The organism is Methanosarcina hadiensis (assembly GCF_046529725.1).
Classification (GTDB): domain Archaea; phylum Halobacteriota; class Methanosarcinia; order Methanosarcinales; family Methanosarcinaceae; genus Methanosarcina; species Methanosarcina hadiensis.
Genome location: NZ_CP136241.1, coordinates 64,904 through 81,856 on the forward strand (window position 1 = coordinate 64,904; position 16,953 = coordinate 81,856).

A 16,953-nucleotide genomic window follows, 5' to 3' on the forward strand; every position below is an offset into this window, starting at 1 on the left:
AAAATATGATTGAAAGATGTTTGTTTACAAACAAGAAAATCAAAACAAAAATCACCAATTTTGTTTTCCTGACAGTACTCATCTTTTCCCTTGGTACCATTCCGGGGATGGCAGCCGAAACTGATAGTCAGGAGTTAATGGCTCAGGTTTTTGCCGCAGCCGAAACAGAGCTGGGAAGCATCGGACCTGAAAATATCCTTATAATCACTGACATTGGATCTCCTGCAGAATCTTATGTCTTTCTGGACAGTTTTTACTCGGAGTTCTATGAAAGGGATTTGAAATATACTGATAATCTCCTTGTTGTTCAGAATGCAAGGAATGCTCCTCTCTGGTTTGCGTTCTTTGACAAATCAAGCGGGAACTGTACTTACATCGAGGTCTCATATGGAGATGAGGACAAGATCAGCTATCAGGTCACAGAAAATATAAACTTTAATGAGCTTTCGAAAAACAAGAAGTCCGTAGATGCCTGGAATGAAAAAATAAATTCTACTGTTTTTAAAGGGCATGAATTTGCCATACTTACGATTTCCAATGCCTGGGCTACAGGAAATCTCGATTATGAACTTATGCAGTGCCTGGAAATACACAACCACTTCTGTCCCGGAGTTTCCAGTGGCTTTGTGCTCGCAAACTGGATGGAAGAAAATTACCCGCTTGAAGAAGGAATAAGTTACACGATTTTTTCCTGCCCCAGCTGGTGTAAAGAGGACATTTTTGTCAAACGCTGGGATGCAACCCCTGGAAAAGGAGGAATTTTTGTCTCTGCGCTGACTGATGAAGAGATCGAAGCGATCGGGAATTCTCCTGCCGGAATATTTGTGGTTACGGATAAGAACGCAGGAACAATGAAAGCAGTGGTACTCGGGTTTGACTTTGATGTTGTGAATACGAAGTGCGGGGCAAAAAAAGATGATCCTGCATGGATTTCGAAATACCTGGCAGACCTCTGGCTTATGGACAGAGGCAACTGGGATGAGGAAGGCCTTGTTACGAATATTGCGGTTATTGACATTGACAAGGATACCCTGAGTGAGATGAAGCGGGCAGGTTCCAATCCCTATGAAGTTCTCGGGCTTCTCAACTCAAATGGAAATGTTAATCCTCCAGCTAAAGATAAGGAATTGATAGATCAGGTCTTTTCCGCAGCCGAAGCAGAGCTGGGAGCTCTCGGGCCTGAAAACACTTTTATAATGACTGATATCGGCTCTCCTGCAGAGTCCGATTTTTTTCTAAATGATTTCTATTCTGAATTCTATGGAAGAGAGTTGCAGTATACAAAGAACCTGCTTGTAGTCCAGAACACAAGAAATGCCCCCTTATGGTTTGCTTTTTTTGACAAATCAAGCGGGAAATGCACTTATATTGAGGCTTCATACGAAAATGAAGATAAGATCAGCTATCAGGTAACAGAAAATATAGACTTTGAGACGCTTTCCGGAAGCCAGGAGTCCAGAGCAGCCTGGAGCGAAAAAGTAAACTCAAAGGTTTTTAACGGGCGTGAATTTGCCATACTTACACTTTCCAATGCGTGGGCTACAGGAAATTTCGATTATGAACTTATGCAGTGCCTTGAAATACACAACCATTTCTGTCCCGGAGTCTCGAGCGGCTTTGTGCTCGCAAACTGGATGGAAGAAAATTACCCGCTTGAAGAAGGTGTAAGTTACACGGTTTTCTCCACTCCTCACTGGTGTAAGGATGATATTTTCTTAAAGCGCTGGGATGCAACCCCTGGAAAAGGAGGGATTTTTGTCTCAGAGTTGACAGACGAGGAGCTTAATGCAATTGGAAGCGACCTTGCTGGAATTTTCGTTGTCAGAGATAAGAATGCAGGAACTCTGAAGGCAGTTGTGCTCGGGTACAACTCTGATGTTGCGAGTGCAAATTGCGGGGCAAAAGAGGGCGATCCTGAATGGGTTTCAAAATATCTGAAGGATCTCTGGCTTATGAATCCTGAACACTGGAACGGTCTTGTTACTGAAATCGCAGTCATTGATATTGATGATGCTACCCTGAGTGAAATGAAACTGGCAGATACCAATCCCTATGAAGTCCTTGGACTACTCAACCAGGGGGAAAATGTAAGTACCCAGAATCTGGAGTCTGCTGAATCAGTAACTGCATAATCAAAACTCAAATATGAATTAGCATGAAAAACGCTGTGGAATCTTTAATGGATTCCTTTTTACCTTATTTTATCTTTCTTGCGTTTTTCTCTCTCAGTTTGATTCTTGATTTTATTTTTATTTATTCATTCTCACTTTTTATCCGGGCATCCTTAAACTTATTAACACTGAAATAGCTATTTAATGTAAATTTCCTGCATCCCGAACATAAACGGACCGGGACTGGAAAACCAAAGCTATATGAAGTACTTTGATGTTTCCTTGAAATCAACTTCTCTTTCCCGGCAGCAATTTTGTGCACTTATATACGCTTACATTCCTGGATTCGGGAAACAGTACTAAAGGGAGCAGGCTTAATTTCAGGATTTTTTACTTCCCGGAATATCGAGACAGCCAGAAAAAGGTTAAAACCATGCTTGAAAGACTGCAAGATTCACTGATCAAATCCCCTATAATCAAGCGAGGGGAGTACAATTATTTTATCCATCCTATTTCCGATGGCGTACCTTCTATCGACCCCCATCTTGTAGAAGAGATCTCGGATTATATCACAGAAATCGCAGACCTGAAAGTTGACACTATCCTGACAGTGGAAGCAATGGGCATTCCGGTTGCAAACGCCCTCTCCCTTAAAACCGGAATTCCTCTCACCATTGTTCGAAAGAGGCCATATTTCCTTGAAGGGGAAGTCGAACTCTCTCAGAGCACAGGATATTCGAAGGGCGTCCTCTATATAAACGGGCTCAAAAAAGGGGACACAGTAATTATCGTTGACGACGTTATCAGTACAGGGGGAACACTCCTTGCCCTTGTGAGGGCGCTGCAGAATATGGGCGTTAAGATAACGGATGTGGTTTCCGTTATAGGGCGCGGAGACGGCTATCTGAAGCTGAGAGAGCTTGGAGTTGACCCGAAAATTCTCGTTACGATTGATGTAAGTGAGAAAGGTGTGGAGATCAAGGATGTCTTTAGGAATCAGTGAAGCATTCGACCTGAGGCCTGAATATATAATCAGCGTAATAAAAGACACTAAAGCGAAGCTCGTAGGTTTTCAGTTTCCTGAAGGATTAAAACGCAAAGGTCCCGAGCTGGCAAAAAAGGTCGAAGAGGCGACAGGGGCTGAAATTATTATATCAGGAGATCCGTGTTTCGGGGCTTGCGACCTGGACAGGACTCTCCTTGACTACGTTGACATTCTTTTCCATTTCGGGCATGCGGAACTGGAAGACATAAGGCTCTCGGATAAAGTCTATTTTATCGAAACCCGATCTTCGGTTGACGTCAGGCCTGTTATTGAAAAGGCTGTCCGCGAACTCGAAGGTCAGAAAATAGGGCTGATTACCACTGTTCAGCATGTCCATAAACTTCCTGATGCATGCAGCGTGCTGGAGAAAATGGGAAAGACCTGCGTTATCGGGCGTGGTGACTCGCGTATTGCTTACGCGGGGCAGGTTCTCGGATGCAATTTTTCGGCAGCCCGGGATGAGGATTGCGACGAGTACCTTTACATCGGAAGCGGGGATTTCCATCCTCTGGGAGTAGCCCTTTCCACAAAGAAACGCGTACTTGCAGCCGATCCGTTTTCCGGAAAAGTCCGCGAGGTTGACCCTTCAAGGATTCTGCGCCAGAGGAGTGCTGTAATTGCAAAATCTCTGGATGCACAGGTGTTCGGGATCATTGTCTCAAGTAAAAACGGGCAGGAGAGAGTAAAGCTTGCTTCTTCTTTAAAAGAACTCGCAAAAAAGCACGGAAAAGAGGCACACCTGATCCTTATCGACCTCGTAACCCCGGACCAGCTGCTTCAGTTTAAGGTAGATGCTTTCGTAAATACCGCCTGCCCAAGGCTTGCTGTGGATGAAGTGGGGCGCTTTCCTGCTCCTATGCTGACGCCTCAGGAATTTGAAATAGTCCTTGGAGAACGCGATTGGGAAAAGCTTGTGCTTGATGAGATCACCGAAGAGCCGGTGTGATTTTTATCATACAATAGTGGCTGCGTAATTTTCTATCGGATATAAATCGAGTAATAAATCGAGTAATAAATCGAGTAATTAAGAAGAATTCGAGATATGAAACAGAGAAAGCTTGAAATGCTGCTTGAAGAGATAGAAGGGTTTTCTGACCCTGAACTTGAACTGGAACAGTACCAGACACCTTCCCTTCTTGCTGCGGAAATACTCCATTTTGCTTACATGCAGGGAGACCTTGATGGCTCAGTCCAGGACCTGGGCTGCGGTACGGGTATTCTTGCAATAGGAGCAAAACTTCTGGGAGCAGAGAAAGTTATTGGATATGATACGGATGCGAAAGCTCTTGAGATTGCAAGGAAAAATGCTGAAAGGCTCGGGGTTGAGGCAGAATTCATTAATTCCGATATCACGGGAGTCTCGGAACGTGTAAAAACCACAGTTATGAACCCTCCTTTCGGGGCAAGAGTCAAAGGAAGGGATAGACCTTTCCTTTCGTCAGCATTAAGAACAAGTGAAGTAATATATTCCATCCACAACCGCGGAAGCCTTTCTTTTATCCAAAAGTTCATTAAGCCTGCGGTCATTACTCACTCGTACGTTGCGAAGTTCCCTATAAAGAGAACTTTCGACTTCCATCAAAAAGAAAGAGAAGTGATTGAGGTAGAGATTTACAGAATTGCTGTTCATGACTGATCCTGTTTTCAGGAGTCCTTCAAGGTATCATGTTTTACAGCTTACACCTTTATGCTCCATTCTGAAAGGCGGAACTGATGAGCTTATTGAACAAGGAATAGATCATAAGATAGAGAACAATACGGAAATAAGTGTTTTTCATCCGTGAAATGAGTAAGCTATGGGTTCATTCCCGCTCCAGGTTCTCTAATGATTTAAAATTGTTGCAATGATTATCTATATCACTAATAGCGATAATTCGAATGAGGGATCATGATTAGAATTCGAAAGAATAAGACTACTAGGAAAAAATTAACGGGTCCTGGTGAAGGAAAACCTGGAACTGAAAAAGAAACTCCAGGGAGTGAAGAAAACAGGGACCAGTTTAAAGGTCAGCAGAGGGATCAGCCCAGGGCTCAGTTTAAAACCCAGCCAAGAGAGCAGGCAAGAGACCAGCCAAAAGGCCAGCCCAGGACTCAGTTTAAATCTCAACCCCGAGACCAGTCAAGGGATCAACCTCGCGGGCAATCCAGAGGCCAGTCAAAGGACCAGTACAGAGGAGAGGCTGACAAAAAGAGGAAGTTCTCCTATCCCAAGAAAGGCGGCGGCCCCAGAGACAGAAAAGAATCCCAGGGGTTCAGGCCTCCTGCAGAACCCGTAACACCCGAAGAAGACCTTGAAAAAGGAGGTTTTGTTCTTCCCGGAGAACTTGTAGGAACTACAGAGGAATTTAAATCGGGCGACGGAACTGCAGTAATTGCAGGAGACATTTATTCTACTGCAACAGGCAACGTACTCATTGACAGAAAAGCCAGGATAGTCTCGGTAAAACCAAACACTATTACTCCAAATATCCTGAAAGTAGGAGATATCATCTACGGCAGGATCACAGATGTGCGCGAATCCGGAGCAATGGTGGAAATTGCAGGGATCGAAGGAAAAGAAAACAGGGAAGTCGTAGGTGCAAGGCCCGGGGATATCCATGTCTCGAATGTAAGGGACTCCTATGTTAAGAGGCTGGCAGATGAGTTCAGGCCTTCTGATATTATAAGAGCCAGGGTCATTGATGTTGAGAGAATGCGGCTTACCACAGCTGAAGATTCTCTTGGGGTCGTAAAAGCTTACTGTTCAAACTGCAAAGGAGAACTTGTGCTGGAAGGGAAAAAGCTTAAATGTCCTGTCTGCAATATGACTGAAACCCGTAAGATCTCAACTGAGTACGGGAAGGGGATCAGGTAATTTTCTTCCCCACCTTACTTTGAGCGGTTCTGCCATTACGGCGAACTATTCATTCTATGGCAAATATTTATAACCGGTTATATTATTCACCATTTACAGGTGGTCACCAGTGGAACTGAACATTATTAACAAAACAAACAATGAGCTTGAAGTCGAGCTCAGAGGCGAAACTCATACCCTTCTTAATCTTCTCAAGGACCTCCTGATTAAAGACGAAAGGGTTGAAACAGCTTTCTATGACATGAAATATGTGAGCATCAGTGAACCTGTCCTTTACCTTAAAACCAATGGCGCAGACCCGATTCAGGTTTTAAAGGAAGTGGCAGCAATCATTGTTTCTCAATGCGACGAATTCATCGATGTCTTCAGCAAGGCAGCAAACGCCTGAGTTAGAAACGCAGGTGCGGGACGCCTTTTTAAGGCGTTTTGCTAATTTTTCTCTTTTATCAGGAATCTCTGAAAAATGAAGTTCAGGCATTCATCTTTTACAGCCTACAGCTTTTTATATTCTCTCAGTTGTTCTGGCATACTTTTTTATGAATTCTCGGCGTATCATGGATGAGCAGGGCTTTAAACAGTTCAATTCATATAATAGAAATGAACCTGCTAAATAAACAATTTTGAAGCATCAGGCTAAATTAGCACTTCAAATCAGGAATTTACAATTTTTACGAGGTACAAATAAAATGACACTTGATGACTCATCCTTACAGAAGTATGGTTTCATAAAAAGAGAAACCCTTGGCAGCATAAATATTGACCCTCTTCAGACAGGCGGGCTTTTGACCGAAGCGGCTAAACAGGCTCTTGTCGAATGGGGAGACGGCTACTCTGTCTGTGACTTCTGTGGTGGAGTTCTCGATCTGATCAAAAAGCCTCCTATCCATGATTTCGTACATCAGGCGCTCCCTGAGTTTCTGGGCTGCGATGAAGCAAGGGTTACAAACGGGGCAAGAGAATCCAAGTTTGCTGTTATGCATTCCGTTGGAAAGCCCGGAGACTGGATTGTGCTTGACGGGCTTGCCCATTACTCTTCTTATGTCGCAGCCGAAAGGGCCGGCCTGAATATCAAAGCAGTGCCGCATGCCGGCAGCCCGGAATATTATCTTGACCCCGAAGGATACGGCAGGGCAATCGAAGAAGTTATTAAAGAGAGCGGAAAACCTCCGGCTCTGGCACTTGTTACTTATCCTGACGGAAGCTACGGAAACGTTCCTGACGCTAAAAAGATTGCATCCGTCTGCCACGAATACGATGTACCTCTTCTTCTGAACGGAGCATACTGCGTGGGAAGAATGCCGGTATCTGCAAAAGAAATCGGGGCTGATTTTATCGTAGGCAGCGGGCATAAATCCATGGCAGCTTCTGGCCCTGTAGGGGTGCTTGGCGTAAGCAAAGAATATGCTCCTGTCGTATTCAGGAAATCAGCACACAACAAGGTAAAAGAAGTTGAACTTCTCGGGTGCACTGCCCGTGGAGCAACGGTTATGACCCTGATGGCTTCTTTCCCGGAAGTTGTAAAGAGAGTTAGGAACTGGGACCAGGAAGTCGGAAATGCCTGCTGGTTCTCTTCAAGGCTTGAAGGCATGGGCTTTATCCAGCGCGGACAAAGACCGCATTCTCACGACCTTATGTTCTTCGAAGCTCCTGGATTCTACGAAATTTCGGAAAAAGTCAAAAACGGAAGGTATTTCCTTTACAAGGAGTTGAAGAGCCGCAACATCCACGGCATCAAGTCAGGGCTTACCAAATATTTCAAACTCAGCACCTTCGGGCTCGGAAAGGAAAAGCTTGGTATTGTTGCAGATGCTTTTGAGGATATCCTGAAAAAGTATGAGGATGTTTAAAATCAGCTAAGAGGACTTTTGCTGTTCTCTTAATGGTTGTATTTTGAGACCCGGATTTGCTTCTACAATTGAAGTTTTAAATTCCGGGCTAATATATTACCTCTATGTCTTGACTTCAGGCTACTTTACTTTTCATTCTTTATCTACTTCCTGTTTTTTTAGCCAGCCTTTTTCTTCCAATTTCTGTCCTCTCAGAGATGATGGAAAGACATTTCATTAAGAATGAGCTTATATATACTTAAAGTCTCATTCTAAATGAGGTTTTATAAAGATGAATCTTCATTAATCGTGAGGATATTATGGATCTGCAGGTATTGAAAGAAGTCATACGAGAGCAAAAGGCAGTTTTTGAGGCAAAAGGACCTGAAGGACTTGTTGAATGGGAAGCCCTTAAAAAAGTTTCTGAATTTTTGAAACTCCCTCACGTCCTTGTGATCTCTGGTCTGAGGCGTTCCGGGAAGAGTACTCTTCTTAAGCAGATTCGTAATCATTTATACGGAAACAAACCAGTTTACTATTTTAATTTCGAGGATGAACGCCTGATTGGTTTTGGAGCGGAGGACTTTAATCTTCTTTATGAGACGTTTATTGAGCTGTTCGGAAAAAGCAGTGTTTTTTTCTTTGATGAAATCCAGAACGTTGAAGGCTGGGAGCTCTTCGTCCGGAGGATGTATGAAAGAGGATTCAAGTTCATCATTACCGGTTCTAATTCCTCTTTACTTAGCCGGGAACTCGGGACCAGATTGACAGGGCGCTATGTGGGACTGGAACTTTATCCCTTTTCTTTCCTGGAGTTCCTTAAATTCAAAGGCATCCCTTCCCCGGAAGAACCTTTAACTGAAGAGAGGGGCCTTATTAAGGGGGCTTTCAATGAGTATCTGGAAAAGGGGGTATCCCTGAGTACCTGCGCTTTGAGAATGCTGAACTCCTGAAGACTCTTTATGAAAACATTCTTTACAAAGATATCCTTGTCCGCTACGGACTAGGCGATGAAAATGCCCTGAGGGAGCTTGCTCTCTACCTTTTTTCAAATTACGCCTCAGAGATCAATTACAGCAAATTGCAGAAAATACTGGGTCTGGGAAGTGCAAATACGGTCAAGAGCTACATAGGCTACCTCGAAAACTCCTATATGGTTTTCACAATTCCAAAGTATGACTTTTCCCTCAAAAAACAAATTTATGCCCCTAAAAAGGTTTATGCGATTGATTCAGCCTTCATAAACCTTATATCCTTCAAGTTTTCCAGGGATCGGGGAAAAATGCTGGAAAACCTCGTTTTTCTTGAACTCAAAAGAAGGAATATGGAGCTTTACTATCACAAAGTTCGGAAGGAGTGTGATTTTATTGTTACAGAAAATGAGAGACCTGTGGAAGCTATACAGGTAATTATGGCTTTGACCGGTAACAGGGAGCGGGAATACGGCGGGCTCCTTGAAGCCCTGGAAGCCTATGGACTCGAAAAAGGGCTGATCCTGACTGAGTCCGAAGAGTTTGAAGAGGTCTTTCAGGGCAAAAAAATTATAGTTAGACCCATCTGGAAATGGCTTCTGGAATAAATATAAAGGTAGAGTAATATTACTCTTACTTCTTTAACTCCACATTTTCCACATATCCTTCTCCACGCGGAGTCAGGACATAGTACTGAACTCCTTCATCTTCCTCTTTTTCAATACAGAGGGTGCTTTCAAGAGTACACAGGTTATAGTTTGCCTGGGTATCCGTTAGTTTAAACCCAGTTTTTATTTCCTCAAACGTCATCCTTCGGTTGTCAAGGGCTTTGAGGATATTCCTACGGACTGGATTTTGAAGGGCATTCAGGCAGGCTTTATGGTCTTCGGTCATATCTTCTTTCATCCTGCCTTCGCGCTTCATCCTTGAGACCCATTCTTCTTTCCTTTTTGCAGCTTCTTCGGGAGTCATATCTGATCATTAATATATTGGCGTAAGTCTGCAAATAGGTTTGCGAATAAAGCTGAATTTGCATACCATTTTTCAGGGCTGCAACATAAACAAAATCAAACGAGATCAAATAAGATCAAATAAGATCGTTCCCAATTTCCTTTCATGAAGCTGAACCCTGAACTCGAATCGATTGAAACGCTTGCAAATATTATCCTGACTGCAGCCAGAACAGCCCCCAAGGGTAAGGGGATCGACGATATTGTTACCTGCCTTTTTTCTTCGGAGGAAAAATCCGAACTTGCCGAAAGGATGGAAGAACTGAGCGAGATTAAGGACCTTAAATTCCTTATCAGGGATGCAAAGAACGTAAGGGATGCGGATGCAATAGTCCTTATCGGCTTGAAAGCCTCCGGAGCAGCCGGTCTTGACTGCGGGGCCTGTGGCTTTGATACCTGCAAAAAGATGCTTGAACAGGAGAAAGTGCAGAAAGAGTTTTCAGGCCCCCACTGCATGATCAAATACCTCGACCTCGGGATTGCTGTGGGCTCTGCTGCTGCAAAAGCAAAGGATCTCTGCATTGACAACAGGATTATGTATTCTGTCGGGGCTGCTGCCTGTTATTTTGAGATGATCGATGCAGACGTTGCAATGGGAATTCCGCTCAGCATCAAAGGGAAAAATATCTTCTTTGACAGGGAATCAACGAGAAAGCCCTGAGTTAAAATTAATATTAAATCCTGACTTTGACAGTTAGATAAAAATAAGTGCTCTCTATTTTGTGTAATTCGGTCAAATGAACATCACAAAACAGAGAGCGTTTCCTACAATTCCTAACAAGAATATAAGTGTTCCTATCGGATCAATTCTTGCTGTCCAGCTCTTTTATGAAAAGCTTAATTTCTTTGATATTTTTAGCAAACATAAAAGCAGGGGTCTTGATCTCAATAGTTTACTAATTGGATTGTTAAGCTACAAATTAACTGAGAATTTTAGTATCAAAGAAGCTGGTAAATGGTTAAATCAGGGAGAAATTCTTGATATCTTAAATCTTGAAAGGTTTCATGAAAGAGTTCTTTACAGAACTCTTGAACTTTTAGGACGTAATAGAGAGGAAATCCTCTCTGACATTCTTGATTCTCTGTTTTCTGTCTACGATTTTGAAGAGACAAATATAAACCTTGATTGGACGAGTATAGTTCTTTACGGGACTAAATCCAACCTTGGTAAATACGGGTATAGTAGAGATCACAGGCCTGATAAGCTGCAGATAACCGTTGGAATCAGTGAATTAACTAATCCCATTAACATTCCTATTGGTGTTACCGTGAATCGAGGAAACGTTCTTGACCTGGAGCACTTCTCTGACACTTATAACCAGGTAAAAAGCAGACTTAAAAAGGGTTCTCTTATTATTTTTGATAAAGGAGCTAACACCACTGATAATCTCAAGAGTATACAGGATGCTGAGATGGACTATCTCACTGCCATGAAACTGAATACAAGTGACGATAAAATAATCGAGAACTTTGATCTGGAAAAAGCAGAACTGATAGATTCCCAAAAAGGTATATATGGGATAAAAATCGTCAAGCCTAGCAGCAGTAAGTATTTCTATTTCTCTGAATCTTTACAGAAAAGACAGTTAGAAGCAAAAGCAAGAGCTGTTCTGAAGAAATTAAAGGAAGCAAAAGAGATTCAGAAGGCTTTAGTAAACAACAAAAAGCTTCCTAAGAAATTCAGAATAAATAATGAGTTGATTGAGATTGATTACTGTTTTAGAACTAAGCTCGAAGAGCTTAGTGATGAGGAAGCTATAGAACTCCTGAAAGCTTCATTGATTAACGGAAGAGAAGGATTTTTTTGTCTGAAATCGAACAGGGATTTGACACTTCAAGATGCATTGATAACATACAGAAAAAAGGATTCTATTGAGAAAATATTCCATTCGTTGAAAAATGAAATCCAGATTAAGCCGTTGAGAGTCTGGTCAGACGATAGCATTTATGGAGCTATTATCCTTGGATTTATAGCCCAATTATTCATATCGCTGATGCGATATGAATTTGAGGAGATAAAACATACGTCTACAAAATTCATTAAAAAAAGCTTGAAGAATTTGACACTTACAATCAAGTTCATGATAAATGGAGTTAAAAACTATATTTTTGCGAATTTTGATAGGATCAATAGCTTATTAGTAACAAAAAGGAATGGAATTATATAGAATATGTAATAAATTTTAATAAATTTTAAAGAATCGTCAAATCCAGTTGGGACAAAAAAGAAAGGAAAAAAAGTATCAATTAGTGGAAACTGTCAAACTGAGGTTAAATTAAAGACAGTATAAAAGCAGTTCCTTGTATGTGCTAAAAAACCATTTGAATAATAAATCCAGTAATAACAAAAAATAAGAATTAAACAACTGCGAAAAAAGAAAAGACGGATTAAAAAATCTGGATTCTCCGTCCTTTACCTTTTGACTATCATTTTTTGGAAGCTCTTACCTGAAGTTTTTCAACTTCTCGAAATCAAGGGTTGCAAAGTAATCCTCTATAGTTTCTGCCCTGCGGATCTGAACTACGCTTCCGTCTTCCCTAAACAGGAGTTCAGCTGAGCGGAGTTTTCCGTTATAGTTGAAGCCCATCGCATGCCCGTGCGCGCCCGCGTCGTGAATTACCAGGATATCTCCTATTTCTACCTCGGGGAGCATCCTGTCGATTGCGAATTTATCATTATTTTCGCAAAGGGAGCCGGTTACATCGTATTTGTGTGCAGGTGCTTCCTTTTCTTTCCCCAGCACGGTTATATGGTGGTAGGCTCCGTACATTCCCGGCCGCATCAGGTTTGCCATGCAGGAATCCAGGCCTACATAATCCCTGTATGTGCTTTTGAGGTGCCTGACCTGTGAGACCAGATAGCCATAGGGTCCTGTGATAACCCTGCCGCATTCAAGATATACCCTGAGAGGAGGAAGGCCGTTAGCTGTAATTGTAGCCTCGTAAGCCTCTTTTACGCCTTTTGCCACAGCTTCAAGGGAGACCGTCTCCTGTTCTGGCCTGTAAGGAATTCCAATCCCGCCGCCGAGGTTTACGAACTCAAAATGAATTCCGAGTTCCTTTGAGATCTCAACTATAAGTTCGAAAAGGATCCTTGCGGTTTCAACAAAGTAATCCGGGTTAAGCTCGTTCGAAGCAACCATTGTATGCATTCCGAAGCGCTTTACGCCTTTATCTCTCAGGACTCTGTACCCTTCAAACATCTGTTCCCGCGTAAAGCCATATTTTGCCTCTTCTGGCTTTCCTATGATCGCATTTCCTTCTTTTAAAGGCCCGGGGTTATACCTGAAACAAACTATCTCAGGAAGTCCTGCATATTTTTCCAGGTAATCTATATGGCTGATATCGTCAAGGTTGATAAAGCCGCCAAGCTCCTTTGCTTTTATAAATTCCTCGGACGGCGTATCATTGGAACTGAACATAATTTCATCGCTGGCCATCCCTGCTTTTTCCGCAAGAATCAACTCAGGCAGGGAACTGCAGTCTGCTCCGAAACCTTCTTCTTTCAGGATTTTGAGGATGAATGGGTTGGGGAGAGCTTTTACGGCAAAAAACTCCTTGAAGCCGGGAACATCCTTAAAGGCGGATTTCATTCTTCTGGCGTTTTCCCGAATTGCTTTCTCATCGTAGATATGAAAAGGAGTGGGGTGTTTTTCCATTATTTTAAGGATATCTTCTTTTGTGAAGGGGAGGTCCTTTGAAACCATTATCTTAACCTTTTGCCTGATTTTTTTTCTTAATCTAATTATGTCTAGTCTGTATCAGTTCTGTATCAATTTGAACTTTTATTCCTTTATTAGTTTTTCCTCTATCCAGCAGCTCGATTTACTATGGTTTCGAATAAGTACTCATAATCACTTCTTATTTTTACTGATTTCATTTGCATAGCTTTCCGGGTATGCAATATGTGTTAAAGTTGCCAACTGGCTCAAAGAGCCAGCGCACAACTACTTTAATGTATCTTTATCCCTTCAGGTGCTGCCAATACCCTCCTGGAGCTTTTCCATCACCCTGTTTATGGTAAAGCTGGCTGCCTTCTGGCGCGGTGGGAACTCTATGAAAGTCGACAAAAAGTCGCCAACTATTTTTTGGGCCGGTATCAGAAGGAAAGCATGGTCAAGCATCCAGTCATAGTAGGTATTGGAGGTCATGTCTGCGCGCTCATACGGGTCTGTTCGGAGATTGAATATCTTTGGAACACGCAGAGGTACAAAGGGCTCAGCCCATACCTGCAGGGTCCCGACAGCACGCTGTTCCATGAAAACCAGTTTCCAGTTATCATACCGTGCTGCAACCAGATCCCCGTCATCGGAGAAGTAAAAGAATTCAATACGCGGGGACTTTTTCTCTTTGCCTGTAAGGTGAGGTAACAGGTTATAACCATCGAGATGCACCTTGAAGTTCTTCTCGCCTGCCTGGTGTCCTTTTTTAAGCTTCTCTCCTATGTCCGGCACTCCTGCAGCTGCAAGGAAAGTTGGCATCCAGTCCATGTGACTTATGATCTCGTTGGATACAACGCCTGCAGGTATTTTGCTCGGCCAGCGCACGACTTCAGGAACGCGGAAAGCACCTTCCCAGTTTGAATTCTTCTCACAACGGAAAGGAGTCATGGCTGCATCGGGCCAGGAATTCATATGAGGTCCGTTGTCTGTGCTGTACAGAACAATGGTATCTTCGGCAATACCCAGCTCGTCAAGCAGGTCAAGCATCATGCCAACCTGCCTGTCGTGCTCGATCATTGCATCGTGATACTCCGACTGCCAGCGCCCTGCCTGACCCCGGATCTCTTCAGGGACATGCACTCTGAAATGCATCCATGTGGTGTTGAGCCATACAAAAAAAGGCTTACCTTCTTCTTTCTGGCGTTTAATGAAATCAATGGCAGCCTCTATGAACTCAAGGTCAACCTTCTCCATGCGTTTCCTGCTCAACGGACCTGTGTCTTCGATCTTTTGCCTGCCCACACGGCCCCAGCGCGGGTCCTCAGTAGGGTCGTCTTCATCAGTGGCCCACGAATGCATCACTCCCCTCGGACCAAACCGTTCTCTGAAAAGCGGAAAGTCCTCTTCAGGGGGATAGTCAGGAAGTTCCGGCTCTTCCTCTGCGTTCAGGTGGTAGAGATTTCCAAAAAATTCATCAAAACCATGAACTGTAGGCAGGTACTCGTTCCGATCTCCAAAGTGGTTCTTGCCGAACTGGCCTGTAGCATAACCCTGGGCTTTCAGAAGTTCGGCAATGGTAGGGTCTTCGTGCTGTAATCCTGTCTTTGCCCCAGGCAGACCTACTTTGCTCAGTCCTGTCCTGAAAGGGCTCTGGCCAGTAATAAATGCTGCACGCCCGGCTGTACAGCTCTGTTCTCCATAGGAGTCTGTGAACCTCATGCCTTCGTTAGCTATGCGGTCTATGTTAGGTGTCCTGTATCCCATCAATCCATCACTGTAGCAGCTGAGATTGCTGATACCTATGTCATCTCCCCAGATGACCAGAATATTTGGTCTCTTTTCTCCCATTGTTTATTCTCCTTTTTATAATGATTACAGATTATCAAAATTACCCGCGCTGATGTATTTTTGGTTCCTTTTCCTTGCAAGATTCTCCCTTACCGGATACTGGATTTCACGTTAATGGTGCCGTTTTTTTCCGTAGCTTCTTCGAATTTGTGGATCAATGTGAATTACCTGCCCATTCCCTCTTTCTTTATCCTGGCATCCTTGCGTCCGTGACAGCGTTTAAATTTGAGCCCGCTGCCGCAGGGGCAGAGTTCGTTACGCCCTACCTTTTGAAAAGCGTCATCCAGAGTCAGAATCTTCATCACCTCTGATGCCGGGTAACCCCTGCGCATCAAGCCTGCCATTATTTGCATAGGAAAATCGATATGCTGGAAGAAAGCTTTCCAGCCTTTGCACAGGTAATTCAGGCCGGATTCTCCTTCAGAGGTGATCAGGAAGCGGTTTTTAGGGCATTCTCCCCTGCAGGCAAAGAATACCTCACATTCCCGGCATACCTGCGGTAGAGTGTCGCGTTTATCCTGCCCGAACCTGTATTGCTTTTCCGAAGCAGCAAGCACTCCCAGTTCATTTTCCATGATATTGCCCAGCAGGTAATCAGGTTCTACAAAATGGTCGCAGGAGTAGAGGTCTCCGTTATGCTCAAGAGCGAGCCCGGTCCCGCATGTTTCCTCAAAAACGCACATTCCTGAAGGCAGCCCCAGCCATCTACGAGCAGATGCCTCAAAAGTCTGCACGAATATTCTTCCCACATCATTTCTTACCCATTCGTCGAAAATGCGGCTCAGGAAACTTCCAAACTGCTCGGGCTGCACGGAACGTTCAGAGACCCTATCCCCTTGCTGGTAAAGGGTACGTCCTCCCTCGTTGATCCTTTCAACAACCGGAATAAACTGAATCCAGTCTGTCCCTGCTTCATCCCCCAGGAAGCGGTAGACTTCCAGCGGATAATCGGCGTTAGTGCGGTTAACCGTTGTCAGGACGTTATACTCTACTTCGTGTTTCTGCAGCAGGCGAAGCCCCTTCATGACCCTATCGAAGCTTCCCTCCCCTTTTTTGTCCACACGGTGTGTGTCGTGCAGTTCACGCGGGCCGTCGATGCTGATCCCTATTAGAAAGTTGTTTTCCTTAAAGAACCGGCACCATTCGTCGTCCAGCAGCGTACCGTTTGTCTGCATCGTATTTTCAAAAGTCATGCCTGGTTTTCTGTATTTTTCTTGCAGCTCAATTGTACGCCTGTAAAAGTCGATGCCCATAAGCGTGGGTTCACCTCCCTGCCAGGCAACGGTCACCTGCGGACTGCTGTGGGCTGCGATGAGCTGCCTGATATAGTTTTCCAGTATTTCATCTGACATTCGGAACCTGCTTCCCGGATATAGCAGTTCCTTTTCAAGAAAAAAACAATATGTGCAGGCCAGGTTACAGATAGCCCCTGCTGGCTTTGCCAGAACATGAATGCGATGAGGAAGGCGGTTTTGTATTGTCATTCAGAACTTTCTCCCTGAGTAAAATAGACTTTCCTGTAGGCTGGAAAAAGTCTATGCATCACTTTTTATTTTATTCAGCATTCATTTCCTATTCTTCTTCAATTACTGAGGCCTGCATGTCTGTCATCACGTCAGGTTTCTT

15 protein-coding genes are annotated in these 16,953 nt (G+C 43.6%); 11 read left to right on the forward strand and 4 right to left on the reverse strand.

All coding sequences use genetic code 11. The features are described 5' to 3' along the window. Positions 1 to 5: 5 nt before the first annotated feature. From RSJ42_RS00310 to RSJ42_RS00350, 9 genes are all read left to right on the forward strand, one after another. Complete coding sequence (locus RSJ42_RS00310; RefSeq protein WP_410508764.1) at positions 6 to 2,132, forward strand: FmdE family protein; 2,127 nt, start codon at positions 6 to 8, stop codon at positions 2,130 to 2,132. Positions 2,133 to 2,544: 412 nt separating this feature from the next. After that, the gene (gene hpt / locus RSJ42_RS00315) at positions 2,545 to 3,114 is read left to right on the forward strand and encodes a hypoxanthine/guanine phosphoribosyltransferase (RefSeq protein WP_410510270.1); all 570 of its coding nucleotides are present in this window, start codon (positions 2,545 to 2,547) and stop codon (positions 3,112 to 3,114) included. Beyond that, positions 3,095 to 4,102, forward strand: a complete 1,008-nt coding sequence (gene dph2 / locus RSJ42_RS00320) for a diphthamide biosynthesis enzyme Dph2 (RefSeq protein ID WP_410508765.1) — start codon at positions 3,095 to 3,097, stop codon at positions 4,100 to 4,102. Before hpt ends, dph2 begins: the two co-directional genes overlap by 20 nt. A gap of 96 nt (positions 4,103 to 4,198) precedes the next feature. After that, the gene (locus RSJ42_RS00325; RefSeq protein WP_410508766.1) at positions 4,199 to 4,792 is read left to right on the forward strand and encodes an METTL5 family protein; all 594 of its coding nucleotides are present in this window, start codon (positions 4,199 to 4,201) and stop codon (positions 4,790 to 4,792) included. A 252-nt stretch (positions 4,793 to 5,044) separates the two neighbouring features. Then, positions 5,045 to 6,010: an exosome complex RNA-binding protein Csl4 gene (locus RSJ42_RS00330; RefSeq protein ID WP_410508767.1), complete on the forward strand. Its 966-nt coding sequence runs from the start codon at positions 5,045 to 5,047 to the stop codon at positions 6,008 to 6,010. 109 nt (positions 6,011 to 6,119) lie between these two features. Beyond that, a complete protein-coding gene (locus tag RSJ42_RS00335) occupies positions 6,120 to 6,398 on the forward strand; it encodes a DNA-directed RNA polymerase subunit L (protein ID WP_410508768.1) in 279 nt (92 codons plus the stop codon). Between the two features lie 298 nt (positions 6,399 to 6,696). Further along, positions 6,697 to 7,857, forward strand: coding sequence for an O-phospho-L-seryl-tRNA:Cys-tRNA synthase (pscS, locus tag RSJ42_RS00340; protein ID WP_410508769.1), 1,161 nt, complete (start codon positions 6,697 to 6,699; stop codon positions 7,855 to 7,857). A gap of 299 nt (positions 7,858 to 8,156) precedes the next feature. Further along, positions 8,157 to 8,789 carry an ATP-binding protein gene (locus tag RSJ42_RS00345; RefSeq protein ID WP_410508770.1) on the forward strand — a complete coding sequence of 211 codons (633 nt, stop codon included), beginning with the start codon at positions 8,157 to 8,159 and terminating at the stop codon, positions 8,787 to 8,789. 68 nt (positions 8,790 to 8,857) lie between these two features. Further along, entirely contained in the window at positions 8,858 to 9,415 is a 558-nt protein-coding gene (locus RSJ42_RS00350) for an ATP-binding protein (RefSeq protein ID WP_410510271.1), read from the forward strand. Between the two features lie 25 nt (positions 9,416 to 9,440). On the opposite strand, the gene RSJ42_RS00355 is transcribed toward RSJ42_RS00350, so the two are convergent. Continuing rightward, a complete protein-coding gene (locus RSJ42_RS00355) occupies positions 9,441 to 9,779 on the reverse strand; it encodes a winged helix-turn-helix domain-containing protein (protein ID WP_410508771.1) in 339 nt (112 codons plus the stop codon). A gap of 144 nt (positions 9,780 to 9,923) precedes the next feature. Between RSJ42_RS00355 and RSJ42_RS00360 the strand changes: the two genes are divergently transcribed. Further along, positions 9,924 to 10,478 carry a ferredoxin domain-containing protein gene (locus tag RSJ42_RS00360; protein WP_410508772.1) on the forward strand — a complete coding sequence of 185 codons (555 nt, stop codon included), beginning with the start codon at positions 9,924 to 9,926 and terminating at the stop codon, positions 10,476 to 10,478. A 76-nt stretch (positions 10,479 to 10,554) separates the two neighbouring features. Continuing rightward, positions 10,555 to 11,985 (forward strand): transposase, encoded by a 1,431-nt coding sequence (locus RSJ42_RS00365; RefSeq protein WP_410508773.1) that lies wholly within the window; start codon positions 10,555 to 10,557, stop codon positions 11,983 to 11,985. Between the two features lie 276 nt (positions 11,986 to 12,261). On the opposite strand, the gene lysA is transcribed toward RSJ42_RS00365, so the two are convergent. The 3 genes from lysA to RSJ42_RS00380 all read right to left on the reverse strand — a co-directional run bounded on the left by lysA (position 12,262) and on the right by RSJ42_RS00380 (position 16,811). Further along, on the reverse strand, positions 12,262 to 13,524 hold the full coding sequence (lysA, locus tag RSJ42_RS00370) for a diaminopimelate decarboxylase (RefSeq protein WP_410508774.1): 1,263 nt from the start codon (positions 13,522 to 13,524) through the stop codon (positions 12,262 to 12,264). A gap of 264 nt (positions 13,525 to 13,788) precedes the next feature. Beyond that, a complete protein-coding gene (locus RSJ42_RS00375; RefSeq protein ID WP_410508775.1) occupies positions 13,789 to 15,327 on the reverse strand; it encodes an arylsulfatase in 1,539 nt (512 codons plus the stop codon). 164 nt (positions 15,328 to 15,491) lie between these two features. Next, positions 15,492 to 16,811 (reverse strand): anaerobic sulfatase maturase, encoded by a 1,320-nt coding sequence (locus RSJ42_RS00380; RefSeq protein WP_410508776.1) that lies wholly within the window; start codon positions 16,809 to 16,811, stop codon positions 15,492 to 15,494. Positions 16,812 to 16,953 lie beyond the last annotated feature (142 nt).

What these genes read in the sequence shown, in the direction of transcription:
- RSJ42_RS00355 (WP_410508771.1), bottom strand. Translation starts at nt 9,779, where the DNA reads ATGACTCCCGAAGAAGCTGCAAAAAGGAAAGAAGAATGGGTCTCAAGG.
- lysA (WP_410508774.1), bottom strand. Translation starts at nt 13,524, where the DNA reads ATGGTTTCAAAGGACCTCCCCTTCACAAAAGAAGATATCCTTAAAATA.
- RSJ42_RS00345 (WP_410508770.1), top strand. Translation starts at nt 8,157, where the DNA reads ATGGATCTGCAGGTATTGAAAGAAGTCATACGAGAGCAAAAGGCAGTT.
- RSJ42_RS00325 (WP_410508766.1), top strand. Translation starts at nt 4,199, where the DNA reads ATGAAACAGAGAAAGCTTGAAATGCTGCTTGAAGAGATAGAAGGGTTT.
- RSJ42_RS00375 (WP_410508775.1), bottom strand. Translation starts at nt 15,327, where the DNA reads ATGGGAGAAAAGAGACCAAATATTCTGGTCATCTGGGGAGATGACATA.
- pscS (WP_410508769.1), top strand. Translation starts at nt 6,697, where the DNA reads ATGACACTTGATGACTCATCCTTACAGAAGTATGGTTTCATAAAAAGA.
- RSJ42_RS00365 (WP_410508773.1), top strand. Translation starts at nt 10,555, where the DNA reads ATGAACATCACAAAACAGAGAGCGTTTCCTACAATTCCTAACAAGAAT.
- RSJ42_RS00360 (WP_410508772.1), top strand. Translation starts at nt 9,924, where the DNA reads ATGAAGCTGAACCCTGAACTCGAATCGATTGAAACGCTTGCAAATATT.
- RSJ42_RS00330 (WP_410508767.1), top strand. Translation starts at nt 5,045, where the DNA reads ATGATTAGAATTCGAAAGAATAAGACTACTAGGAAAAAATTAACGGGT.
- hpt (WP_410510270.1), top strand. Translation starts at nt 2,545, where the DNA reads ATGCTTGAAAGACTGCAAGATTCACTGATCAAATCCCCTATAATCAAG.
- RSJ42_RS00310 (WP_410508764.1), top strand. Translation starts at nt 6, where the DNA reads ATGATTGAAAGATGTTTGTTTACAAACAAGAAAATCAAAACAAAAATC.
- dph2 (WP_410508765.1), top strand. Translation starts at nt 3,095, where the DNA reads ATGTCTTTAGGAATCAGTGAAGCATTCGACCTGAGGCCTGAATATATA.
- RSJ42_RS00380 (WP_410508776.1), bottom strand. Translation starts at nt 16,811, where the DNA reads ATGACAATACAAAACCGCCTTCCTCATCGCATTCATGTTCTGGCAAAG.